Origin of the sequence: Umezakia ovalisporum Ak1311 (assembly GCF_029891685.1) — a bacterium.
GTDB lineage: Bacteria > Cyanobacteriota > Cyanobacteriia > Cyanobacteriales > Nostocaceae > Umezakia > Umezakia ovalisporum.
This window is the reverse complement of record NZ_JANQDJ010000015.1, coordinates 32,107-55,382: the sequence shown is the minus strand read 5'-3', so window position 1 is coordinate 55,382 and position 23,276 is coordinate 32,107. Positions and strand designations below refer to the sequence as shown.

Sequence of the window (23,276 nt, the reverse complement as noted above, 5' to 3'; positions counted from 1 at the left end):
AAAGAGGCTGCCGTCTTTGTGGACTAGGAGTTACTTTTTTGATACTTCTGGTAAAGTTAGCACATCTAAAGTAATGGATTATATTAACGATCCACATCATGATAGACATTGAATGCAGATAAATCTGCTTGAGTCGGTTTTCCACCCCGGTTTAAAAACACGGGGCTACCAACCTCCCATATTATTTACGTGTATTGGACTGAATAAAATACATGAAAAAAGCCCCCAAATGGGAGCCCGATGAACAACTAAAAATCAACATTCACAGTATATAGAGTAATCCGAATAAAATAATCCAAATTACATCAACAAAGTGCCAATATATTTCTGCTGCTTCGATACCGAAATGTTTTTCATTACTATAGTGCCCGGGAACACGCGATCGCCACAACACAGCAATAATAGCCAAAACGCCAATAGTAACGTGCAGTCCGTGGAAGCCAGTTAAAACATAAAACGCACTGGCAAACAAATTAGTAGTTAAACCAAATTCTAGATGGGTATATTCATAAACTTGACCTACCAAAAAAATAGCACCCATCAGCGCGGTAATTGCCAACCAAATCCGCATACCCCGGGCATCATTTTTTTTGATGGCGGTGTCAGCGTTGTGCATGACAAAACTGCTAGCAATCAGATTAACAGTATTCACTCCCGGTAGTATGAGTTCTAATTCCGGTGTGCCTTCAGGAGGCCATACTGGTAGGGTAGAACGAAAAGCTAAATAAGCTCCGAACATCCCCAGAAAAATCATTCCCTCAGCGATGAGAAACACCACCAGACCAAACAGGCGATAATCTGGATGTTCTTCGTGATGAGCATCGGTTGCTGTGTGGTGATGATTCAATTGTGTTTTCGCTGGGTCAATTATTTGACTTTGCATGAATCTTTAAAAATGTGAACTAACTGGAAATGGGTATCAAGGATTGGGAATGAAGATTGGGTTTGTTTCCAGTCCCCATTCCTTAAACCCTCCTCTTAAATACCAGACTCAATAGTGGGGTATGGTTCATCAGGTTCGAGGTTTAACACCGCCTGAGTATCCACTTTTTTTTCACTTACGCCGTAGTCGTAAGGCCCCGTAGCCAAAACTGGTAGTTTCTCAAAATTTTCAATAGCTGGCGGTGAGCTAGTCATCCACTCTAGGGTTAGTCCTCGCCAAGGATTATCACCAGCTTTGCGCCCATACCACCAACTCCAAACAGCATTGATAATAAAGGGTAATGTGGAAATGGCGAGAATATAAGATCCGTAAGTGCAGATTTCATTCAATGAGGTGAATTTGGGGTCATATTGAGCAATGCGGCGATTCATTCCCATCAGCCCTAGCTTGTGCATAGGTAAGAAAGTCATATTCAGACCCACAATGGTTAAAACAGCATGAACTTTGCCCCAAAATTCGTTCATCATTCGTCCCGTCATTTTCGGGAACCAGTGGTAGATAGCAGCAAAAATTCCCAAAACACTACCACCAAAGAGGACGTAGTGCAAGTGTGCCACTACAAAATAAGTATCATGAACGTGAATATCAAAGGGAACTGCGGCTAACATTACACCACTGATCCCGCCAATGACGAAGGTTCCCAAAAAGCCCATAGCAAATATCATGGGACTATTGAGGTTGATTTTGCCACCCCAGATAGTTGCTAACCAACCAAAAATTTTAATTCCAGTGGGTACAGCAATAATCATGGTAGTGATCATAAAAAACATTCGTAACCAACCGGGGACACCACTGGTAAACATATGATGCGCCCAGACAATTAGCCCCAAGAAACTGATAGCTAGAGAAGAATAAGCGATAGCTTTATAGCCAAAAATTGGTTTGCGGGCATGAACGGGCAAAATTTCAGAAATTGCTCCAAAGAAAGGCAAAATCATGATGTAGACCGCCGGGTGGGAATAGAACCAGAACATATGCTGGTAAACCACCGGGTCACCACCGCCAGTGGGGTTAAAAAATGTTGTCCCTGCTAATAAGTCAAAGGCCAGGAGAATCAGCGCACCTGCTAGTACTGGCGTAGATATCAGTACCAGAGCCGAAGTTGCCAACATCGACCAACAAAACAAAGGCATTTGATGAACTCCCATACTGGGGACACGCATCTTGAGAATGGTAACGATAAAGTTAATCGCTCCCAAAATCGACGATGTACCCAACAGCAGAATACTCATAATCCAAATGGCTTCACCAATTTGACCTGTTACCAAGCTCAAAGGCGGGTAGGAAGTCCAACCTGCATCAGGAGCATCACCCAAAGCCAAACTAGCGATGAGCAACACACCAGCCGGGGGAATCATCCAAAAAGCCACAGCATTCAACCGAGGAAATGCCATATCCCTAGCCCCAATCATTAAGGGAATGAGATAGTTAGCAAATCCTGCACCTGCTGGTACAATCCACAAAAAAATCATGATTGTGGCGTGCAGGGTGAATAGACTGTTGTAAACTTCCGGGGTAACAAAATCTACGTCCGGGGTTCGCAGTTCTGTACGTACCAAATCAGCCATTACCCCGCCAATGCAGTAAAAAACAAAGGAAGTAACTAGATATTGAATCCCAATTACCTTATGGTCGGTGCTGAAACCAAAAAAGTCTAGCCAGTGTCTTTCTTGTGCTTCTTCTGTATGAGGGGGAGTATTGGCAGCTTTTTCCAACTGGGCTTGTGTCATAAGAATTAATTATTAGTTATCAGCCTGTTCCCTAACTAATGCTGATGAGCAGTGTGAACTTGATTGATCATTTCTGGTTCAATCCCCATTTCCCTAGTGTAAGGAGCTAGAAATTCATCTGGGGATAAATCCGCAGGGTTAACAGCAATGGCTTGTTTGAGGTTTTCGCTGCTAGCCACTAATTGTTCTCGCATCCAAGCGTCATAGGCTTGTTCGCTTTCTACTACTACTTGGGTTTTCATAACTCCGTGGTAAGGGCCACAAAGTTCAGCACAAATTAGGTCATAGCTACCAACTAATCTGGGGGTGAAACGAATTTCGCTTTGTCTACCGGGGATAGCATCTTGTTTCAAGCGGAACTCCGGAACCCAGAAAGCATGGATGACATCATTAGCTGTCATGTTAACTTGCACTTCGCGACCTACTGGGACGTGTAACTCACCTGTGGTAATGCCTGTATCAGGATAGGTGAAAATCCACGCGTATTGTAGCCCAGTGACATTGACTCGTACTTCTGGTGGTAGACCTGCTTTTTCTGGACTACCGCCAATGGTAGGAGCAACAATACCTACCCCCGGAGCATTTCCCTTTTGGGGAATTTCGTCAGCATTGCGGACTGCTGCTGTGGCGGTATCTTGCATTGCTTGGTCAGACTGTTCCTGATTGAGGTCATGGCCTATGCTGGGTGGTGTATCACTCAAAGTTGCCGCCATCGCAGCCCCTGGCATTGTCATCATAGATTCTTGACTAATCGGGGCTCCATGAACAGAATGGGGGTCAAAGCCACCGATGTCGTTATACACTTCAAAGCTATAAACAGAAATACCAAGAACGATAATAGCTGGGATCGCCGTCCAGAGGATTTCTAAAGGCACGTTGCCTTCAATTGGTGGTCCATCTTCGTTATCACCTGCCCGCCGACGGTATTTAATTGCAGAGTAGATTAAAACACCTTCGACGAGTAGGAATATACCCGTGGAAACGATCATCATCGTGTTAAACAGACCATCCACTAAAACAGCTTCGTCTGTGGCGGCTGTTGGCAACAGACCGTGATTTTCACCATACCAAAGGCTGAATAGCGTTAGTACGACACCAATTAGTAATGTCCAGATGGAACTTGGAATCTTCACGGTTTACTTAAATGAATTTACTACGTTATCTCTATCCTACTCACTTACTAAGGTAGTGCAGGCAATGAAACATGGAGTCTCATAGTCTGAAATTTTTATTAATTTTTTCAACTAAATTGATAATTGTGACTACAAGAGATTTATTAGATACTGCCAATAGTAAATTTAAATCAGTATAAAACTGTGTAAAAACTGCACAAAAAATCTAGATTTAAAAAATTAATGCTTCTTTCTCAATTTCTCACAACTTAAAAAATACCTAAAGCTACGGCTAAAAGTAGCTGGAGTGATCCAAAGTATAAGTGCAAGCCAATCTTTTAAACCCTGTCTCATAGGTTAGGGTGTAGATGGATCGGTACTAAAAATTGAAAATTTATCGGAGAAGCCCAACCAAGAGCGGGCGGAGGGTACTGTTCATGAATGAATTTGTCCTAGAACAACAAAATGAAGCAACAACCGAGCAGCGAAAGCCTAAGGAAGTGATTCGTCGCTTGGTGTGGAAAATGTGCATAGCCACCTTGATTTTGATGGCCATAGGCAGTGCCACCCGTGTGATGAATGCTGGACTTGCTTGCCCAGACTGGCCCTTGTGCTACGGGGAACTGGTTCCAGCCAGACAAATGAATCTTCAAGTTTTCTTGGAGTGGTTTCACCGATTGGATGCAGGGTTAATTGGTTTAAGCGCTATCGCATTGTTTGGTTTGTCCTGGTGGAACCGTGGTTTATTACCCAGTTGGCTGCCTTGGGCATCCACATTTGCTCTGTTTTTAATTGTCTTACAAGGTGTTTTGGGAGGACTCACCGTCACCGAACTGTTACGCTTTGATATCGTCACTGCCCATTTGGGAACGGCGCTGTTGTTTTTTACTACTTTACTGACTATCGGTACAGCCCTGACTCCCTATCAAGGAACTGGCACTGTTGGTAAGTTACCTTGGTTGGGTTTAAGTGCCGTAATTTTTGTTTACTTGCAAAGTATACTAGGCGCTTTGGTAGGGTCTCGCTGGGCGTTACACCAATGCTTTGGCGATTCTCAACTTTGTAATGTGATGTATAGCCATGTTTTTGGTTTGGTACCGCCAACGGTGGCTACTTTGGCAGTGGTATTTATATCTCGGCGGACGCCAGCACTCCATCCAGCTTTGCGGCAACTAGCAAATATTGCTGGTGGGTTGTTGATGTTACAAATATTCTTGGGAGTTGCCACTTTCCGATTACATCTCCAAGTGGAGGTGCTGACCGTCTCTCACCAAACCGTCGGCGCTACTTTACTGGCTAGTTTAGTCGCTTTTACAGTTTTAGCACTACGTGACTGGGCTATGTCTCGTGAAATTAACGCTTTCCCTGTGGCTTCAACAGCGACTGTTACAAGTACACAAGCAAATGGATCCAATGCCTAATTTCATTCAGATTCATTTTTCCATTGCTGTGATTACTAATGACTAATGGCATTTAGCTATTAGCCATTAGTTATTGAGTAATTCCACAAACTAGACATCACATCTAGCAACAACCCCTAGGAACTAGAAGTGGTAAAACCATAAAAACCAAAACTGCCTCCGCCCCCAAGACAAGTCTTGATTTTCTGAGTCAGTCTGAGCAAGGGGACATGGGCGAGCGGGGGGAAATCTTCCTCATTTTCTCCATTCTCCTCATCTTCCTCATTTTTCCTTCGCTTCGGTAGCTATTTTTGACGTCATCTCAGTATGAGCAGGGCCTGTATCAAAGTTGTTGAAAAATAAGGAACAAGAGCCAAAATGATTGAGACTAATGTCTCTCGCCACCATCAAACATTTCTCCAAGTCATCCAAAGCTACTACCAACTAACAAAGCCCCGGATTATCCCGTTGCTGTTGATTACCACGGCTGGAAGTATGTGGATTGCTGCTCAGGGACAAGTAGACCCGTTGTTGCTGTTAGTCACTCTGACTGGTGGCACTTTGGCTGCTGCTAGCGCCCAGACTATTAACTGTATCTACGACCGAGATATTGATTATGACATGGAGCGGACGCGTCATCGTCCTATTCCTTCCGGTAGGGTGCAGCCTCGTGATGCCCTGATTTTTGCCATCACTCTAGGGGTGATGTCTTTTAGTCTACTAGCCTTATTCGCAAATTTACTAGCTGCTGTTCTGGCATTCTCGGGTATTGTTTTTTATGTTTTGATCTACACCCACTGGTTGAAACGCCATAGCACTCAAAATATTGTCATTGGTGGGGCTGCTGGGGCAATTCCGGCGTTAGTGGGTTGGGCTGCTGTGACAGGTACTTTAAGCTGGCCAGCATGGTTAATTTTTGCCATAGTTTTTTTATGGACACCGCCCCATTTTTGGGCGCTAGCGCTAATGATTCGGGATGACTATGCAAAAGTTGGTATCCCTATGTTACCTGTGGTTGAAGGTGATACGGCTACCGTTAAGCAAATTTGGTACTACACACTCACTACAGTAGTAACCACGCTGTTACTTGTTTATCCCCTACACGCCAGTGGATTTGTTTATGCAGCCGTCGCTCTGACCTTAGGCGCAGTATTTATTCATAAATCTTGGCGTTTGTTACAAAATCCACAGGAGCGGACTGTAGCTAGAGAGTTATTTCTGTATTCCATTTCTTACATGATGTTGTTGTGTTTGGGTATGGTGATTGATAGTCTGCCTATTACCCATAGGCTCATGAGTACAGTAATTAGCCTGCTGCACTTCATCAGTTAAACAACTGATCATCCGTGCGATTGCGTTGGCTATGATGGCGCGATCGCACTTGAGGAAAAATTTTCTCTCAGACCAGCTGCCCATATGACAATATATCAATACCAAGAGAATAACCAAAGAATTAACCCAGTTCCCAAAACACAAATAATTCCCGCTGCCCCGGCTAGGGGTTTTTTGTTTTTACCAGTCCACCACTGTGAAGTTTTACCAGTATAGGTAATTAATTCTGCTGTATCTAAGGTAGTCATCGCCCATACTAATGCTGCATGTAATCCCCAAGCTATACCCAAACTACCATGATCTGCAATCCTAGCTAACACCAACATCATGCCCAGGAGCCACAGTCCAGGAAGTTGGGGCGTGGTTTCGCCTTGTTCCCACACCAAGTGTAAAAGGGCAAAAATTAAGCTAGAAATTGTTGCTGCTAACCACCTTGGGTATTCACGCTGCAATTCAGTTAACAAGAAACCACGAAAAACTAATTCTTCAATACCTCCAACCAACAATGATATCAATAGAATAGATGGCAAAATGGCTGGTACCAACTTGATATTTACTTTCTCAAAATAGCACCAGCCTAGCCAGAATTGGCAGGTAAACAAAATTGCTAGGCTGATTATTCCTAAACCAAAACCTAGAGCTAAGGAATTTAGCAGGGACAGATTCGTGACCAAGCCGTAATTTGAAAAAGATTGATGAAATAGCCAAATAATTCCCCAAAGAACTAGGGGGGCCAATAGATAAAGTGGCACTAATAAGGGTAATTTTTGTTCTGGCTGTAAAGGTTTTGTGGGTTGCCAATTAAGGGTAATCGCTATTACAGATGCTATCGGTAACCAACACCCTATCCAGCTCATAAAAAATGTCATCACTACAACTAGAACTGATGCATTTTCCATAAATTTTCTGAGGTTTTGACTATAGATTGACTAAAATTCATCAAAATACACACAAAAAAACACGATAGACTACTTGCTTGCTGGTCAAGACTTGATGAAAGTCTGTTACTTTTGCAAGGAATCTAATCGTATTTTGTCAATGTTACAAAATTACCGAAAAAGACTTAGCAGTTGGCTGTGGTGGTAAGAATAATTTATCAAGCCTTCACCTTTAACTTATTCATACCATCAGCAAACTTACTCTTAATCTTCCAAATCTTCATCTGACTCTTCCGAGTCTATATCTTCCGATATGACTTTTCTATCACTTTCACCAAGTTGAATCAAGTGAATATGCTTATATCCCAGTCTGATTTCAAACTCATCTCCCGGCTTTAAGTTCATTGCTTTAGTGTAGGTAGCACCAATAACAATTTGACCGTTTTGATGAACGCTAACTCGATATGTCGGTTCACGTCCACGACCATCTTTAGGCGCTTCTGGACTCAGAGGAATTCCTCTAGCCGATAGTAGAGCATCATAAAAATCTGTGAGATTGACGCGTACTTGATTATTTTTAGTAACGGTGTAATAGCCACACTGCTTGGCTCTTTCTCGGCGTGGTAAATTAGATAGTTCTTTTACCTTAGCCAGCAATGCTTTTCCAGTTAATGGTGCGGTTGCTGTTTCAGTCATTACGCTCAAATTTTCCTTACTCTCTCCAAACTGATAAACGATGTTGTCTCATGCCAGCATTTGACTACTCATGAGCCTAGGGTGAGGGATAAATTCCTGTTTATAAGTTGAGCTACAAGCGCCTATGTTATGGTCACCTACAACAGATTTGAGGTCATGGTGTCCACAAACATTAATTTCGGTGATTTTACGGCACTTTTAACCATTACTCGCCGTGGAAAATCAATTGATTTTCTCTTTTGGCGCTACTGTAGCGGTGTAACTTTCAGCCACCTTCACAAGTTGTTTGAGTTCTACTACAAATAAGTCGTAGACTCAGTAAATTGCAGGCTTTCAACTTTTAGTGCTGGACTTTATTGCCCTTGAGTTGTTGGGTTTTCCCCACTCTGACTCTCCAGCTGAGGACAGCATAGTATTTGAGTAGGCTCTTACGGACATACACCTTTGTCCTGCCTGTAGAGACCTAGATTTTCTTGTCTCTACATTACGAATTAACAAAGCAGCATCAGCGATGCTTATGCAGCTATTGGGACTGGATTTGTTACTTCGTAATTTTATATTAAATACTAGCATGAACTAATAATAGCAAAATAATTGTTTACTTTTGAATTTAACTTGCTGGTAGACTTTAATCTGAATATCTAACCTTGGGGAGGCAAAAATCGTTGAGGATTTTCCTTCTACTTGATTACCATAGTGAGTATTACAGCATTGCTTTTATAAAAATTAATCTAAATTTAGAGGAGTAGTTTTGACAACTGAGTTTAAATCCAAAATTTCTTTAATTTTGTACAGAAAAAACTAGGTGAGGATTGTCTTGCTGGTTTATTCTCAGGAGGCAAAAACCAAAGAGGCATTATATACGTCTGTCTTTGGGAAGAATAAATTTTCCCGTATCTTGCAAATGCTCTATTGTCAGCAGAGGTTCATCAACAGGTTGAGCATTGACATGTACAGAAAGAACTGCCATTTTACGAGTATATGAGAGTTTTTCCAATCCATTGCTTCCATTGCTCTTAGCATCAAGATGTATTGAGAAAGATTACTGCATTTAGTTTGGAGATCTTCGCTATACCACAAATGAAGGTAGGGTTTTTTGGTGATTAACCTACTTTTGGTTGTACTGCCAAATAAGTAAGTTAAATGCTCCCGCTAGGATGAGCTGATTGGACTTTTGTTTTAGAGCTTGACAATAATCTCACTTGTACCAGTTCTTAAAATTAAATTTGAATGGTTATCCTTAAACTAGAATCAGTTACTCTTCGATGATCAGCCTATTAACACTTGGCTTGGCATTAAGGGTAACAAGAGTATAGCTCGATTTGTGCAACCACCAGCCTTTACTCAGGATTTCTGAGGCTGATGATGTAATTTTAAGATTGTGGTTGATGATGATGGAAGTTCTATTTAAGATCATTCGGCAGCAACAAAATTCCTCTGCTGTTGTACAAACTTACCTGTTAGAGGTGGATTCAGGGAATACAATCTTGGATTGCCTGAATCGAATTAAGTGGGAAAAAGATGGAACGCTAGCTTTTCGTAAAAATTGTCGCAACACCATTTGTGGTAGCTGTGCAATGCGAATTAATGGGCGTTCGGCTTTAGCTTGTAAAGAAAATGTTGGTAGTGAACTGGCCAGATTCTCACAAATCCAAAGTGTCGAGAATCAGTCCAACACTATTCAGGAAATTACACTAGCTCCTCTCGGTAATATGCCCGTAATTAAAGATTTGGTAGTGGAGATGAGTAGTTTCTGGAATCATCTAGATGCAGTAGCTCCTTATGTCAGTACAGCAGCGCGAAAGGTTCCAGAAAGAGAATTTTTACAAACACCACTGGAGCGATCGCTTCTTGATCAGAGTGGCAATTGTATCATGTGTGGTGCTTGCTATTCTGAATGTAATGCTCGTGAAGTTAATTCAAATTTTGTCGGTCCCCACGCTTTGGCTAAAGCATATCGCATGGTAGCCGATTCTCGTGATACTCAAACTGAAAATCGCTTAGAAAGTTATAACGAAGGTACTCAAGGTGTTTGGGGTTGTACTCGTTGTTTTTACTGTGATTCAGTTTGTCCTATGGGGGTAGCACCTTTAGAGCAAATCACGAAAATTAAACAAGACATTCTTGAACGTAAACAAGCCAAAGACAGTCGCTCAATTCGCCACCGCAAAGTATTAGTAGATTTGGTGAAACAAGGTGGTTGGATTGATGAACGTCAATTTGGCTTACAAGTGGTGGGTAACTACTTTCGAGACTTGAAAGGATTACTCAGTCTTGCACCTCTTGGCTTACGGATGATCCTCCGGGGTAAATTCCCATTATCCTTTGAACCTTCTCAAGGTACTCAAGAAGTGCGATCGCTGATTGAATCAGTACAGCAAAAAGTGGAAAGTAAAAACTAGGCAGTAAAAACTGGGGATGGGGAGAGAAGAAATTACAATACTAGTCTTGAGTCGTTAGCTTCTCACCCCTAACGGGGATCTTGAGCTATATTCAACCTTGCTCCCGATTTTTCATAAACTAAAATATCCCATTGTCCATTGTTACTATACTCAAAAGCAATCCTCTGACCATCAGCGCTAACAGTGGGATTACGGACTTCTGCTTGCAGATTACTAGTTAAATTTCTGGATTGTCTGGTTTCTCGATCATAGAGAAAAATAGTAGATCGCCCTTCACGACTAGCAGCAAAAACAATATAGCGACCATTTTCAGCAACACTGGGATGAGAGGTGATCGTATCTAAAGAATTTAAACCTGATATATCTACCAAACTACGAGTTACTGTGTCAAACATGTAAACATCTTGGCTACCCCGGCGATCGCTGGTAAAGACAATATGTCTCCCAGAAATTTGCGGATTTAGTTCTGAAGCTCGACTGTTAAGACTTCGACCACCAGGGTCAAAGGGATAGTTGACCAGGCGGGGATAGCCGACACAGCCACCCAATAAGCCCAAGTTAGCGACAAATATAGGGATAAAAATATTTTTATGAATCATGTCACAAGACTAGCAACTTATCACTAACCACAAATATGACATAGTTTTTTTACCGTTTTCCCATTTCCCTGATTTATGGCAGTACAGGAGAGGTGTTGACAGTTGCACCATTGGGAATATCTAACTCAATATTTGGTCCCCGGTCTAAAACTTCAATATCCCACTGACCACGGCTAGCGGTTTCAAAAACAACATAACGTCCATCCATACTAATACCAGGACTTCTGATCCAGCCGCGATAAGTGGGGGTGATAATTTGTGACTTTTGCGTAGAGCGATCATAAAGTGCCACTACGGGTCTACCTTGGTCGCTGGTCAGATAAGCAAGATAACGCCCGTTGTAACTCAAACTCGGACTTTCAGCAATGGTTTGGGGTCTATTTAAACCTGGTGTGCGAACCAATCGTTGTTCTGTCAAATCATAAAGCAACAGTTGGTGACCACCATTGCGATTAGATACAAAAGCTAAAAAGCGCCCATTTCCACTTAAGGCTGGTTGCTCTTCAGTGTAGCGACTGTTAAGGGAAGTAGACCCTACGGGTATTTCGTTAGGACTGCAAGATAACAATAAACTAGTAATGCTGAAAATTAGGCTCCAGTGAATTGGTATTTGGAGCCAAAATCTGGGCGTAAATCTTTTCACCTGAATTGTTTTCCATCCCCTCCAGACCTAATGCTTACGCACAAGTATTAAATAGTACCTTCATCCAAATCACTGGAATTATCGGGCTCTTGATTGGGCTTTTCAATGGGGTTATATGGTACATATTCAGTTGATATTACATCATCCTCAGGGGTTCTCCGTGAACTTAAGTCGGCAGGTGGGCGGCGCTTTTTGGGTCGAGAAGGAATATCCTGGTCGCGGGGATCTGGGCGGAGTGGTCTATCAGTACCACGACGAGAGGATTTTCTCACTTCTCCACTGGGACTACCCCAATCATCAATTTGCTGATTAGAAGCACCCCAATCTTCTTGTGGAAAACTTTCAGTGCTGCGACTCACAGGACCGCCAGAACCAGGACGTCGCTTTCTGTCTCCCGTTTCTGGTCTTTCTCTACTGCTGCGGCGTTCTGCACGGCGGGGTGGTTGTTCCTCATAGTAGTCATCACGAGAAGAACGAGTATCCCTGCTACCGCGAATGCGAGGACGGACTGGTGGTTCTTCTTCTTCATAAGGTAGTGGTTCTAAATCTTCGTCTACCTCAGCCTGATATCCTCTCCGATTGTAGGAATAATTTCTGCTTACCTCTCGCTCTTCATCGACAATGGGAGTATTACGTTTAGCTTGTTGAGTAGCTATACCTCGCAAACGAATACTTTCCACTGCAAAGAAGACGGTTGAACCGACTAAAAGTAACTGACCAAATTGCAAAATTGGATCTAAACGCCATCCTTGAAAAACGAGAATGAAGCCACAGAGTAAGCCCACAGCTGCAAAAAAGATATCTTGATCTCGTGACAGTTCTGGACGCACAGTGCGGAGAAAATACAGTGCTGCCCCAGACACAGCCAGGAAAATTCCTAGAATACTGGCTGAGTTCGTCCCAAAATTGACTTGCGCCAGAACGCTGGCTGAGTTCAGCCCCAAATTTATCATTGTTCTTTTCCAAATATCAAATCTATGTTAACGAGTCACACTTAAAATCACTACTCTAATCAGACACAATATGCACAATATATTTAAGCTTCAAAGCCTAGGGCAAGGTCAGCTTCTCAAGCTATTCAGCGCCAGCTAAAAAAGCCGATGTCTGTCAACTTAGTATACCTTGTCCTCAGTGAGAAGACTTTCTGCTTTTGGCACAATGTAGGTAAACTGCTGCACATTTAACTAGCATAGCTAAGGTAGGTAAGATGCCGACCTGACAAGACATTGACAAAATCTAGCTATGCACATTAGATGAGTTTTAGCGCCAATAGCTGACAGACAATCGGTGGGAGATGAGAGTCAAACCGACTCTACCAAGAATTATGAACGCTGAATTTTATCTTTTTGGCTAATGAAAATCAGCCCAACTGTAGCGGGTAGTACTACAATCGCAGCACCCCAAACCAAACTCCAAAGAAAATTTGCTAATGAAGGCGTCATTGTTCTAAACCTTTTTTTTTACACACTTCATCATAATTCTAATATGGTGTCTTACCAAAAAAAGTCCTTCCCAACGGAGTGCTGAATGAAAAAAGGTGTCCTTGGTGTAATTAGTTAAAATTAAAGAGAGAATACTTAACAAAGCTGCGAATTTGCAGGCTTTAACCTAAATTCTTTCTTAGTTTACAAATAGTAGCTCAAACTAATGACTGGTGTTAACCTGACTGTTTGGATTCTCGGTCCTGTGTTGGGACTGATGATATTTTTGTTTATTTTCCGCATCATTCTCACTTGGTATCCACAAGTAGACCTGAATCGTTTCCCTTTTAATCTTATAGCTTGGCCGACTGAACCCTTTTTAGTGCCATTGCGAAAGTTAGTACCACCCATAGGTGGGGTAGATATCACCCCTATTCTCTGGGTAGGAATTTTCAGCCTAACCAGGGAAATTCTTCTCGGTCAGCAAGGATTACTCACCATGATGAATCGTTTAAATTAGGGCTGAGGAAGTAGATTTCCTTGACCGAGAAGGGAATGGGGGAAAGTATCTCACCTTTCCCTGCAAGGGTGGGAGACCTGAGTTGGCAAAACTTGGTAGTCTCTATTCCCCATTCCCCACTTTCTAATTCCTAAAGATTCATCTCCTGGATAAAATTCGTGTAGACATTACCTTGCAAAAATTGTGGATTTTCCATGATTTTTTGATGAAATCCAATGGTAGTAGGAAGTCCGGTAATGGCACATTCTCGTAGTGCCCGTTTCATGCGGTGAATGGCAGTAGCGCGGTCTGGACCCCAGACAATTAATTTACCAATTAGGGAATCATAATAGGGGGGGATTTGGTAATCAGTGTAAACATGAGAGTCAATGCGGACACCGGGACCACCAGGTGGAAGATAGCCACTAATTCGTCCAGGTGCGGGGCGAAAGTCATGGTCAGGGTCTTCAGCATTAATTCTGCATTCGATAGCATGACCCCGCAAGATTACTTGGTCTTGGGTAATTCTTAATCTTTCCCCTTGGGCAATGCGGATTTGCTCGGCAACTAAGTCTATTCCTGTAATCATCTCTGTGACGGGATGCTCAACTTGAATCCGCGTATTCATTTCCATAAAGTAGAACTTACCAGACCTATCTAAAAGAAACTCAATTGTGCCAGCCCCAGTAAAGTTGATAAACTGAGCAGCTCTGACAGCAGCTTGTCCCATTTTTTCTCTTAGTTCTGGGTCAAGTGCATGACTGGGAGCTTCTTCTAATAATTTTTGATTGCGGCGCTGAATTGAACAGTCTCTTTCACCCAAGTGGATAACGTTACCGTAATTATCTGCCAAAATTTGAAATTCAATGTGGCGTGGACGTTCAATAAATTTTTCTATATAAACGCCAGAATTGCCAAAGGCTGCTCCGGCTTCTCCTTGAGCAGCTAAGAAAAGTTTGACAAATTCACTTTCAGAACGCACTAAACGCATTCCTCTGCCACCACCACCAGCAGTAGCTTTGATCATGACTGGATAATCCATCTGCTTGGCAATTAGCAATCCTTCTTGTTCGGATTCTACCAACCCATAACTACCTGGCACAGTTGGTACTAAAGCTTTCTGCATGGTTTCTTTGGCAGTGGATTTGTCCCCCATCAGCCTGATGGCTTCGGGAGTCGGCCCGATAAAAGCAATATGATGGTCAGCACAGATTTCTGCAAATCTGGCATTTTCTGATAAAAATCCATAACCAGGATGAATGGCGGTGGCATTACGTGTCAATGCCGCAGCAATAATGTTGGGAATATTCAAATAACTTTTACTGCTTGCAGGCTCGCCAATACAAACCGCCTCATCGGCAAGTTGGACGTGGAGAGCATTCCGGTCAACGGTTGAGTGAACCGCAACTGTCGCGATTCCCATTTCTTCACAGGCTCGGAGAATGCGAAGGGCGATTTCTCCCCGATTGGCAATTAATATTTTGTCAAACTTCATTTTTTAGCTTCGATATTAGTACCAGTAGATAGTTATTGTCTCCCATCCCATTTACCACAATGCTTTCGCTTGATCTCAAATTATGACAGGAGTTGTTCTAGCTTTATCCTGAGCGGAGTTGAGAAAGGATTTGGCTGCCTGCCCTTAGGGATCTTAACTAGACTAACAATATTGCATCTGCTAGTCTGGAGCCAGTTTACCGAATTAAGCTTTGGTGACGGCAGTTTGCATCTAACTTGTACAGTGACTATCCACTATATTTTTGTCAGTCATATATCCTCTTTCCCGGCATTGGTACTTACTTCCACTCAAATTTTTGATAACTTTTATGAAATTTAAGTATTTTCTCACTATCTTTATTCTTTTGTGCTATAGTTGATTCTTGGATAATAAAAGCGGATGTGGCGGAATTGGTATACGCGCACGCTTGAGGTGCGTGTGGCTTTGCCTTGCGAGTTCGAGTCTCGCCATCCGCATTTTATGCGACAAAAGGAGCCGCCATGGCGGCTCCTTTTGATTTTTTAAGTTTGTAGTTCTCAACTTCTGATTAGCAACAGAATTTTTGTGCTTTTATAGAGATAGGTGAACTTTTGTAAAGAACATTGACTGCAACTTTTACAGCTACAAACAATTCAACATTACCAACAGCATGGCATCGCCTCACTCCGATTTGGCAAGGCGGAGAGCAAGTTGTCCAAAAAAGTTTGCCTCACTCACAGTTAGCACCGGCGTGGCAATTGTTACTTTTAGGTGATGGCTCTCCCACAAGGCATTTACAATTACTTACTGGTGAACCCACAGAGGTAGATGTCATTGATATGTCTTTGATTGGCATGAACTCAGATCATGCCCCTGACTTAATTAAAGCTGTACCAGGGCCGCGACTGCGGCGACAGGTGTGGTTACGTACTGCTTCAGGCCAGCGATTAGGTTATGCAACCTCATGGTGGGAAGCTAGTCATGTAGATGAATTTCTCCAAAATCGTTCACTACCAATTTGGGCAAGTTTAGCTCGCATCCGTACAGAGTTATATCGGGATATTCAAGGAATTTATTACGGCTACTCAGCCGCACTAGAGTTAGGTTTTGGGGTATCTGGCCCCTTCTGGGGTCGTCATTACTTGTTTTGGCATCACGGACGCCCCCTGACTTTAATATATGAAGTTTTTTCGCCCTATCTAAGCAAATATTTGGGAAGCTCAAAATTGATTTCCTCCCATGGAAAAGATCAAGCTACTTAGTATTAATTCAATTCAATAACAATTGAAATTCGTGTCAGTAGATTTGGGTCTACAATGCTGATAACTTGCAGGTTTTTTAAGTTAGTTATACCCTCAAGGTACTGGGAATAATGAATGTATCCTAGAGGAATTTATCTTAGAGTGACTATCCAAGAAAACTTGTCTGCTCAGTTCAACAAAGGATGAGGTAAAGGTTTCGATGACCCTGCCTATTTTGTCTGTTATAAAAAAGAAAATCAAGAAACCGTCTATACTGCTAACACTGTTTGCGGCTGGATTGTTAATTTGTGGGGGAAGTACTGCATACTGGTTTTTCACCCAGAATCAAACATCTTCTCAAGGCTTGCCAGTGGGTGCAAATATTATCCCTCAAGATGCCCTGTTTACTGTTTCCTTAACCACGGATAGCAAACAATGGCAAAAATTTCAGGATTTGGGCACAAGAGACACCCAAGCAGCAATAAATCGGAATGTAGTCCAGTTAGTCCATCGGTTTCTAACTAATAATGGTTATGAATTTGAGAAAGATATCGCTCCTTGGGTAGGGGAGCAAGTCACCCTAGCAATTTTGTCCCCACCAACGATTCAACCTGTACTCAAACCAGTGGACAAGAACAGAGATGCTGCTGGGTCTCAACAGTCGATGGTGATAGTATTACCTGTGAAAAACCTAGAAGCGGCTAAAAGCATCTTGGCAGAACCCAAAGCCCTCAAACAAGGTCAATGGATAGACCACACCTATCAAGGAATTACCATTAAACAAAGTAATAATCTGTCGGGGGAAAAGCTTTCAGTCGCATTACTAGATGAACGGTTTATAGTAATCACTGATCATCCCCAAGCAACAGAACGAGCAATTGATACATACAAAGGTAAAGCATCCCTAGCAAGAGTGGCAGGTTTTGCAGATAATTTTGCCAAAATATCCAGTAATCGCTCCTTTGCTCAGTTTTATGTGAATGTACCCATAGCTGCCAAAATAGCTGCTGCTACTCCTAACCGTCCTTTACCTGCTGAGGTTTTAGCTCAACTGCAAAATAACCAGGGTTTAGCAGGGTCTATGACCTTGGAGTCGGAAGGAATACGCTTAAAGGGTATTTCTTGGCGAAATCCTCATAGTCAGCGTGTGCTTCAAGTGGAAAACAAAGCTGGGACAATGCAAAACCGTGTACCGGCGGAAACTTTGATGATGCTGTCTGGCGGAAACTTAAAACGGTTGTGGGAAGACTATGTTTTGACATCACAAAAAAATCCCCTCTCGCCTATATCACCAGAACAGCTGCGAGGTGGTGTCAAGTCTGTCACCCAAATGGATTTAGATCGGGATTTTCTCAGTTGGATGCAAGGTGAGTTTTCTATCTCGGTGATTCCCAATACTTCAAATGATGATTCTGATAAGGATTTTCGAGCAGGTTTGTTATTCATGGTACAAGCTAGGGATGCAGCCAAGGGGAAAAGCCTACGCAAATCAGCTGAAGCATCTTTGAAAAAGCTGGATGAGGTGATGAAAAACCAATACCAGTTTCAAATTCAACCGAGTACAGTGGCGGGTAAACCAGTTGTTAACTGGATTACGCCCTTTAACACTTTAACCGCTAGCCGTGGCTGGTTAGATAAGGATATTGCTTTCTTGGTGGTGGGTGCTCCTATCACGGATAAAATTCTCCCTAAACCCAATAAAACACTAGCTAGTACTTTGCCTTTTCAACAAACGGTTCCTCAAGAACTTAGTCCGGCAAATGGTCAGTTTTTCTTAGATATGGAAACGGCTGTAAAAAAGTTTACTTTAAATACTGTATTTCCTAAGCAAGAAACTTTTTTAAAGGCAACACGTTCAATTGGGGTGACATCTGCTGTTAGTGATAATCGCAGTGTTCGCTACGACATTTTTATAATACTTAAAAAAGGTGACACTTCAGCGGTTTTGCCTTTTGGTGTGCCCAGTGCTAAATAGAAAGTGCTGAGTGGGAAAAACCATGTCCGATCAGTCTCTAAGGGGATAGGATCAGAAAAGCGAGGATCATTATTTTCAAGAATCAACTGGGGAGAACACTTTATGAATCTGGTTGCACTCCAGAACTGGCTGGACAATGCCACTTTTGCAGTACTGTTCCTGACAATGCTGATGTATTGGGCGGGAGTAGCCTTTCCTAATCTGCCCGGACTTGCTACTTTGGGGACTGGGGGAATGGCCATCGCTAATTTGTCTATAGCTACCTTGCTAGGGGCGCGATGGATAGAAGCTGGCTATTTTCCCCTGAGTAATTTGTATGAATCTTTATTTTTCTTGGTTTGGGGTATTACCGCAGTTCATCTGTTTGCTGAGAATACCAGCCGTAGCCGCTTAGTAGGAGTTGTTACCGCGCCCGTGGCAATGGGGATTACTGCTTTTGCCGCCCTGACTCTACCATCAGAAATGCAATCTGCAGAACCTTTAGTACCTGCACTCAAGTCTAATTGGCTGATGATGCACGTCAGTGTGATGATGTTGAGTTATGCTGCTTTAATGGTAGGTTCACTACTAGCAATGGCTTTTCTGATTGTTACTCGCGGTCAAAATATTCAACTACAAGGCAGTTCTGTGGGTAATGGCGGTTATCGTAGCAACGGCTACCGCTTGCACAAGGCAGGTGAGCTAATTTCTGAACCTGCAACACCGCAGGTAGAAAATAATGGCTTTTCTCGCTTTGAAACTAATCACAATGGTAAGGGTAGTACTGCTGTTTTAAATTTAGTCAATACTGCTGAATCTTCCAGGGCAGTAACTGCTCACCAACTACTCTCACCACAACGCCTAAGCTTGGCTGAAACCCTAGACAATATCAGCTATCGCATCATTGGATTAGGATTTCCCCTTATCACCATTGGCATTATTGCAGGTGCAGTTTGGGCTAACGAAGCCTGGGGTTCCTACTGGAGTTGGGATCCTAAAGAAACCTGGGCGTTAATTACCTGGTTAGTTTTTGCCGCGTACCTCCATGCCCGAATTACTCGGGGTTGGCAAGGTCGTCGCCCAGCAATTTTAGCGGCTAGTGGTTTTGTGGTTGTGTGGATCTGCTATCTTGGTGTGAATCTTTTGGGTAAAGGTTTGCATTCTTATGGTTGGTTTTTTTAACAACTGCACTTTTGCCCTTAGGGTTGGCAAAGGGGAATTTCACCCGGAGAAAAACCCTCCTGGTCACTTCTTTGTGCCACGAGGAGGGGAAAACAACCGATGGAAATTAACTATTATTTTCTGAGAATATAAAATTTGTCAATGGTATGGACTGTCTTACACGCAAAAATACATCGTACCATTCGCTCGCGTCACTTATTTGAGCGTAACCAAAGGCTACTGGTAGCGGTTTCTGGGGGTCAAGATTCTCTGTGTTTAATTAAATTACTGTTAGATTTACAACCCAAATGGGGATGGTATGTGGGGATTGCCCATTGTGATCATCGCTGGCGTAGTGATTCACAAGCTAATGCCCATTATGTAGAAAAATTAGCGCAAAGTTGGCGTGTGTCTTTTTATTTAGAAACAGCAACACAGCCATTAAATAGTGAAGCGGTGGCACGTAATTGGCGTTATCAGGCTTTAAGTGCGATAGCCCAAACAAATCATTATCAGTATATTGTGACAGGCCACACGGCAAGCGATCGCGCCGAAACTTTGCTTTACAACTTAATGCGGGGTACTGGTGCTGATGGTTTACAAGCACTCACTTGGCAACGACCATTAAATGGGGATATTTTACTGACACGCCCTTTGTTAGAAATTACTCGTCAACAAACAAAGAAATTTTGTCAAGACTTTGATCTCCCCATTTGGGAAGATGTGACCAATCAAGATGTCAAATACGCCCGGAACCGAATTCGTCAAGAGTTAATTCCATATTTACAAGCAAATTTTAACCCCAAAGTCGAATTTGCCTTAGCCCAAACAGCAGAACTGTTACAAGGGGAAGTGGAATATTTAGAGCAAGCAGCCCACAAATTGAGGGAAGAAGCGATGGAAAAGAAAGTGGGGAATAGGGTTGACTTAAGGTTAAATCGTCAGGTGTTACGAAAAGCACCCTTGGCGCTGCAACGTCGGGTAATGCGACAAATATTACAAGAAATCTTGACTGATGCTCCCAGTTTTGAACACATTGAAAAATTAACATATTTAATTACAGCACCAAACCGTTCACAAACCGATCCATTTCCAGGAGGTACCATCGCTCAAGTCCAAGACGATCAGATACTTCTGGGCAGCTATTAACTAACTCAAATAGTCTGGAGTTGTTCATGAGCAATTTCTTCAATTTGAGCCAAAAAATCGGCAATGTTTTGTAGTTTATGCCGTATTCTGTTGAAAGTTCGGTCCTGGGACGAGGATAAAAACGATATGGTCAGCAAACCAGACTTTTTAACTGATAGTGGTCAAGATAAGTTTCCTCGAGAATTACAAGTAGAAAGTTCTGAAGGCGAATTACATTTGAGGTTTTATATTCCCTCCCATCAGGAGTTTGCACTACCGGCTACTGGTATTCGAGAAGTAATGAAACTGAGTCCTGATAAAATTACCCCGATTCCTAATGCTTCTCCCTTACTTTTAGGTACTCTAAATCTACGAGGTCGAGTAATTTGGGTGGCTGATTTGGGTCAATTCCTCGGTGAAGCAACCGAATTAAATACAGACAGGGCAGAAATTTCAGTGATCGCTATTGAAGAGCAAGACACAATCGTTGGTTTAGCAGTAGAAGAAATTGGTGGTATTGATTGGCTGGATATCAAGCATTTAAAGCCACCAACTAATGTACCCGATATTATGAGTTTGTTTTTGCGTGGAGAGTGGTTAATAGATGGTAGTAATAAAAAATACTTAAAACTGCTCGATCAAATGGAAATCTTGCGGAGCGCGAGGTGGGTAGGATGAAATGGGGAGGGAGCAAATGCCAGCTAGTTTCAACGAATATCTAGATTCATATCAGCAGGCTTGTACAGCCTATGGACAACAGAAGTATGAAGTGGCTGCCAGTTTACTGGATGAAGTGGTGCAAAAAGTACCAAACGATCCTAACTGCCATTTGTTACGGGGTGAAGTTTACTACGTTTTGCGGCAGTACGATGTGGCAAAACAAGAGTACGAAAAAGTTTTGCAGTTGTCTGATGATCCAGAAATTATTGGTGTTGCCAATAATGGTTTAGAAAACATCAAATACCACGCTGCACTAGAGTCCAATATTGGTAGTGGAGAAAATCATCGGTCGCAGACAACAAAATTCACAGAAGCTGCTGATAATTTGGAATTTGTGCCCTCAGAATTATTTGATGCTGATGATGAGTTTGATTTTGAGACATTTAAATCTGCTTTTGGCTTTGATGAAGATACAAATAGTTTACTCAAGGAAGAAAATTTTCAGACTAACATAGAATATTTAGATGATTTTGAGGAATTTGATGATTTAGGGAACATTCCAGGATTTGACTTAGCCCAAACGGATTCTAGCTTGACTGATGTGGCTATGCTTTCAACTTTATCTATTGGTGAGCAACAAAGTAGAGACACAAGCCCACAAGAAACAGTTCCTGTGTTCACTGCAACAGATGTCTCCCGGCTAGAACCTAAAGTCACCGTGGAGCAAGGCTGGTGCACCTTAGAAAATACCTCACTAGATGTAAAACCCTGGTTCGTGGCTGCTACAGTGGGCATTTTTTCAGCATTAGCCGTGGCTATGGTCAACTTCGCAGCTACCAACTTTTCTGTACCAGAACAACGGGAGTCAGTCAGGAATATGGGAGGGGCGATGTCACTAGCGGCTGGTATTACTGGTTTTTGTACAGCAGCGTTTATGTCCAATATGACACTTAAGCAAATTCGCCGTGCTACTCAGGATTTACAAGCCCAGTTTGATGCACTCCGTCAAGGTAATTTTAATGTACATGCCACACTGTATTCACAAGATGAATTAGGATCTGTTGCCAATGCCTCTAACCTGACAATTCAAAACCTCCGGAATATTCTCCAACAAGTAAAAGTGTCAGCCAATGAGGTAACAAAAGGTACAAATAATTACGAAACATTTGCTAGAGCATTATCTAGTGATGCCTTACGACAAGCAGAAGAGTTAGGAGTAACTTTGAATTCGCTACAGGTGATGACTGACTGTATCAAAAGAATAGGGGCAACAGCCCGGGAAGCGGAAATTGTTGCTGGTGATGCAACTGCGATCGCCATTCAAGGTGGAGAAGCCGTGGAAAATACTGTGGTGGGGATTTTAGAAATTCGAGAAACTGTAGCGGAAACTACCCGTAAGATGAAGCGATTAGCCGAATTTTCACAAGAAATTTCTAAAATAGTGGCATTAATTTCTCAGATTGCTTCCCGTACCAACTTGCTAGCACTCAATGCCAGTATTGAAGCCGCGAGGGCAGGTGAAGCGGGACGTGGGTTTGCAATTGTAGCAGATGAAGTACGTCAGCTAGGAGGCAAATCTGCCAAATTATTACAGGAAATTGAACAGATTGTTATGCAAATTCAAAGTGAAACAGGCTCAGTGATGGCGACAATGGCAGAAGGCACACAACAGGTAATTAAAGGCACAAAATCGGCAGAAAAAGCCAAGGGAGCGCTAGAAAATATTATTAAAGTAGGGAATCGCATTGACATTCTGGTGCGTTCGATTACGAGGGACACAGTAGAACAGACGGAAACTTCCCGTGCTGTGGCCCAGGTGATGCAATCGTTAGAACTCACGGACCAAAAAACTTCCCAAGAAAGCCACAACGGATTTCTGTAGCTTTACAAGTTTTAGTGGGTGTTTCCCGCGATTTGATATCCTCAGTTGAGCATCTTTGCGTCGAGACTCCCGAATCCAGGTAAATTAGTCATTAATCAATGACTAAAGACCACTCAGAACT

Annotated in this window: 20 protein-coding genes, 1 tRNA gene and 1 pseudogene; 12 read left to right on the top strand and 10 right to left on the bottom strand. The window is 42.5% G+C overall.

The window, feature by feature from the left end; all coding sequences use genetic code 11:
* Window positions 1–112 (top strand): transposase (locus NWP25_RS02655; RefSeq protein ID WP_280698843.1); only part of this gene is annotated, 112 nt, incomplete at its 5' end.
* 150 nt (window positions 113–262) lie between these two features.
* Here the strand turns inward: NWP25_RS02655 and NWP25_RS02650 are convergent.
* The 3 genes from NWP25_RS02650 to NWP25_RS02640 all read right to left on the bottom strand — a co-directional run bounded on the left by NWP25_RS02650 (window position 263) and on the right by NWP25_RS02640 (window position 3,806).
* Complete coding sequence (locus tag NWP25_RS02650) at window positions 263–883, bottom strand: cytochrome c oxidase subunit 3 (protein ID WP_280650826.1); 621 nt, start codon at window positions 881–883, stop codon at window positions 263–265.
* Window positions 884–978: 95 nt separating this feature from the next.
* Window positions 979–2,673, bottom strand: a complete 1,695-nt coding sequence (ctaD, locus tag NWP25_RS02645) for a cytochrome c oxidase subunit I (RefSeq protein ID WP_280650825.1) — start codon at window positions 2,671–2,673, stop codon at window positions 979–981.
* A gap of 35 nt (window positions 2,674–2,708) precedes the next feature.
* On the bottom strand, window positions 2,709–3,806 hold the full coding sequence (locus NWP25_RS02640; protein WP_280650824.1) for a cytochrome c oxidase subunit II: 1,098 nt from the start codon (window positions 3,804–3,806) through the stop codon (window positions 2,709–2,711).
* Between the two features lie 416 nt (window positions 3,807–4,222).
* On the opposite strand from NWP25_RS02640, the gene NWP25_RS02635 reads away from it, so the two are divergent.
* Together NWP25_RS02635 and NWP25_RS02630 are read left to right on the top strand one after the other, a co-directional pair.
* Window positions 4,223–5,206 (top strand): COX15/CtaA family protein, encoded by a 984-nt coding sequence (locus tag NWP25_RS02635; protein WP_280650823.1) that lies wholly within the window; start codon window positions 4,223–4,225, stop codon window positions 5,204–5,206.
* Window positions 5,207–5,563: 357 nt separating this feature from the next.
* Window positions 5,564–6,517: a heme o synthase gene (locus tag NWP25_RS02630; protein WP_280650822.1), complete on the top strand. Its 954-nt coding sequence runs from the start codon at window positions 5,564–5,566 to the stop codon at window positions 6,515–6,517.
* 95 nt (window positions 6,518–6,612) lie between these two features.
* Here NWP25_RS02630 and NWP25_RS02625 read toward each other — a convergent pair whose 3' ends face one another.
* Entirely contained in the window at window positions 6,613–7,416 is an 804-nt protein-coding gene (locus NWP25_RS02625) for a CPBP family intramembrane glutamic endopeptidase (protein ID WP_280650821.1), read from the bottom strand.
* A gap of 243 nt (window positions 7,417–7,659) precedes the next feature.
* Complete coding sequence (locus tag NWP25_RS02620) at window positions 7,660–8,091, bottom strand: AbrB family transcriptional regulator (protein ID WP_280650820.1); 432 nt, start codon at window positions 8,089–8,091, stop codon at window positions 7,660–7,662.
* 1,394 nt (window positions 8,092–9,485) lie between these two features.
* On the opposite strand from NWP25_RS02620, the gene NWP25_RS02615 reads away from it, so the two are divergent.
* Window positions 9,486–10,493 carry a succinate dehydrogenase/fumarate reductase iron-sulfur subunit gene (locus NWP25_RS02615; protein ID WP_280650827.1) on the top strand — a complete coding sequence of 336 codons (1,008 nt, stop codon included), beginning with the start codon at window positions 9,486–9,488 and terminating at the stop codon, window positions 10,491–10,493.
* Window positions 10,494–10,561: 68 nt separating this feature from the next.
* Here NWP25_RS02615 and NWP25_RS02610 read toward each other — a convergent pair whose 3' ends face one another.
* The 4 genes from NWP25_RS02610 to psbX all read right to left on the bottom strand — a co-directional run bounded on the left by NWP25_RS02610 (window position 10,562) and on the right by psbX (window position 13,177).
* Window positions 10,562–11,089, bottom strand: a complete 528-nt coding sequence (locus tag NWP25_RS02610; RefSeq protein WP_374913084.1) for a TolB family protein — start codon at window positions 11,087–11,089, stop codon at window positions 10,562–10,564.
* A 76-nt stretch (window positions 11,090–11,165) separates the two neighbouring features.
* Window positions 11,166–11,735, bottom strand: coding sequence for a TolB family protein (locus NWP25_RS02605; protein ID WP_280650817.1), 570 nt, complete (start codon window positions 11,733–11,735; stop codon window positions 11,166–11,168).
* 47 nt (window positions 11,736–11,782) lie between these two features.
* On the bottom strand, window positions 11,783–12,688 hold the full coding sequence (locus tag NWP25_RS02600; protein WP_280650816.1) for a Ycf66 family protein: 906 nt from the start codon (window positions 12,686–12,688) through the stop codon (window positions 11,783–11,785).
* Window positions 12,689–13,057: 369 nt separating this feature from the next.
* Complete coding sequence (psbX, locus tag NWP25_RS02595) at window positions 13,058–13,177, bottom strand: photosystem II reaction center X protein (protein WP_280650815.1); 120 nt, start codon at window positions 13,175–13,177, stop codon at window positions 13,058–13,060.
* A 205-nt stretch (window positions 13,178–13,382) separates the two neighbouring features.
* On the opposite strand from psbX, the gene NWP25_RS02590 reads away from it, so the two are divergent.
* Window positions 13,383–13,676: a YggT family protein gene (locus NWP25_RS02590; protein ID WP_280650814.1), complete on the top strand. Its 294-nt coding sequence runs from the start codon at window positions 13,383–13,385 to the stop codon at window positions 13,674–13,676.
* A gap of 130 nt (window positions 13,677–13,806) precedes the next feature.
* Here the strand turns inward: NWP25_RS02590 and accC are convergent, their stop codons facing one another.
* Complete coding sequence (accC, locus tag NWP25_RS02585) at window positions 13,807–15,150, bottom strand: acetyl-CoA carboxylase biotin carboxylase subunit (RefSeq protein ID WP_280650813.1); 1,344 nt, start codon at window positions 15,148–15,150, stop codon at window positions 13,807–13,809.
* Window positions 15,151–15,545: 395 nt separating this feature from the next.
* Here accC and NWP25_RS02580 point away from each other — a divergent pair.
* The 7 genes and pseudogenes from NWP25_RS02580 to NWP25_RS02550 all read left to right on the top strand — a co-directional run bounded on the left by NWP25_RS02580 (window position 15,546) and on the right by NWP25_RS02550 (window position 23,238).
* Window positions 15,546–15,626, top strand: a tRNA-Leu gene (locus tag NWP25_RS02580).
* A gap of 126 nt (window positions 15,627–15,752) precedes the next feature.
* The gene (locus tag NWP25_RS02575) at window positions 15,753–16,391 is read left to right on the top strand and encodes a chorismate lyase (RefSeq protein WP_280650812.1); all 639 of its coding nucleotides are present in this window, start codon (window positions 15,753–15,755) and stop codon (window positions 16,389–16,391) included.
* Between the two features lie 199 nt (window positions 16,392–16,590).
* Window positions 16,591–18,345 carry a DUF3352 domain-containing protein gene (locus NWP25_RS02570; protein ID WP_280698841.1) on the top strand — a complete coding sequence of 585 codons (1,755 nt, stop codon included), beginning with the start codon at window positions 16,591–16,593 and terminating at the stop codon, window positions 18,343–18,345.
* A 102-nt stretch (window positions 18,346–18,447) separates the two neighbouring features.
* Window positions 18,448–19,506, top strand: a complete 1,059-nt coding sequence (gene ccsB / locus NWP25_RS02565; RefSeq protein WP_280657233.1) for a c-type cytochrome biogenesis protein CcsB — start codon at window positions 18,448–18,450, stop codon at window positions 19,504–19,506.
* A gap of 141 nt (window positions 19,507–19,647) precedes the next feature.
* Window positions 19,648–20,634 (top strand): tRNA lysidine(34) synthetase TilS, encoded by a 987-nt coding sequence (gene tilS / locus NWP25_RS02560; RefSeq protein WP_280698839.1) that lies wholly within the window; start codon window positions 19,648–19,650, stop codon window positions 20,632–20,634.
* Window positions 20,635–20,760: 126 nt separating this feature from the next.
* Window positions 20,761–21,291 (top strand): chemotaxis protein CheW, encoded by a 531-nt coding sequence (locus NWP25_RS02555; protein ID WP_280698838.1) that lies wholly within the window; start codon window positions 20,761–20,763, stop codon window positions 21,289–21,291.
* A 16-nt stretch (window positions 21,292–21,307) separates the two neighbouring features.
* A pseudogene (locus NWP25_RS02550) lies at window positions 21,308–23,238 on the top strand (methyl-accepting chemotaxis protein).
* The last annotated feature ends 38 nt before the right edge of the window (window positions 23,239–23,276 follow it).

Excerpts from the sequence above, each read along its gene's own strand:
- NWP25_RS02650 (WP_280650826.1), bottom strand. The coding sequence starts at position 883 with ATGCAAAGTCAAATAATTGACCCAGCGAAAACACAATTGAATCATCAC.
- ctaD (WP_280650825.1), bottom strand. The coding sequence starts at position 2,673 with ATGACACAAGCCCAGTTGGAAAAAGCTGCCAATACTCCCCCTCATACA.
- NWP25_RS02635 (WP_280650823.1), top strand. The coding sequence starts at position 4,223 with ATGAATGAATTTGTCCTAGAACAACAAAATGAAGCAACAACCGAGCAG.
- NWP25_RS02630 (WP_280650822.1), top strand. The coding sequence starts at position 5,564 with ATGATTGAGACTAATGTCTCTCGCCACCATCAAACATTTCTCCAAGTC.
- NWP25_RS02625 (WP_280650821.1), bottom strand. The coding sequence starts at position 7,416 with ATGGAAAATGCATCAGTTCTAGTTGTAGTGATGACATTTTTTATGAGC.
- NWP25_RS02620 (WP_280650820.1), bottom strand. The coding sequence starts at position 8,091 with ATGACTGAAACAGCAACCGCACCATTAACTGGAAAAGCATTGCTGGCT.
- NWP25_RS02615 (WP_280650827.1), top strand. The coding sequence starts at position 9,486 with ATGGAAGTTCTATTTAAGATCATTCGGCAGCAACAAAATTCCTCTGCT.
- NWP25_RS02600 (WP_280650816.1), bottom strand. The coding sequence starts at position 12,688 with ATGATAAATTTGGGGCTGAACTCAGCCAGCGTTCTGGCGCAAGTCAAT.
- psbX (WP_280650815.1), bottom strand. The coding sequence starts at position 13,177 with ATGACGCCTTCATTAGCAAATTTTCTTTGGAGTTTGGTTTGGGGTGCT.
- NWP25_RS02590 (WP_280650814.1), top strand. The coding sequence starts at position 13,383 with ATGACTGGTGTTAACCTGACTGTTTGGATTCTCGGTCCTGTGTTGGGA.
- accC (WP_280650813.1), bottom strand. The coding sequence starts at position 15,150 with ATGAAGTTTGACAAAATATTAATTGCCAATCGGGGAGAAATCGCCCTT.
- NWP25_RS02570 (WP_280698841.1), top strand. The coding sequence starts at position 16,591 with ATGACCCTGCCTATTTTGTCTGTTATAAAAAAGAAAATCAAGAAACCG.
- ccsB (WP_280657233.1), top strand. The coding sequence starts at position 18,448 with ATGAATCTGGTTGCACTCCAGAACTGGCTGGACAATGCCACTTTTGCA.
- tilS (WP_280698839.1), top strand. The coding sequence starts at position 19,648 with ATGGTATGGACTGTCTTACACGCAAAAATACATCGTACCATTCGCTCG.
- NWP25_RS02555 (WP_280698838.1), top strand. The coding sequence starts at position 20,761 with ATGGTCAGCAAACCAGACTTTTTAACTGATAGTGGTCAAGATAAGTTT.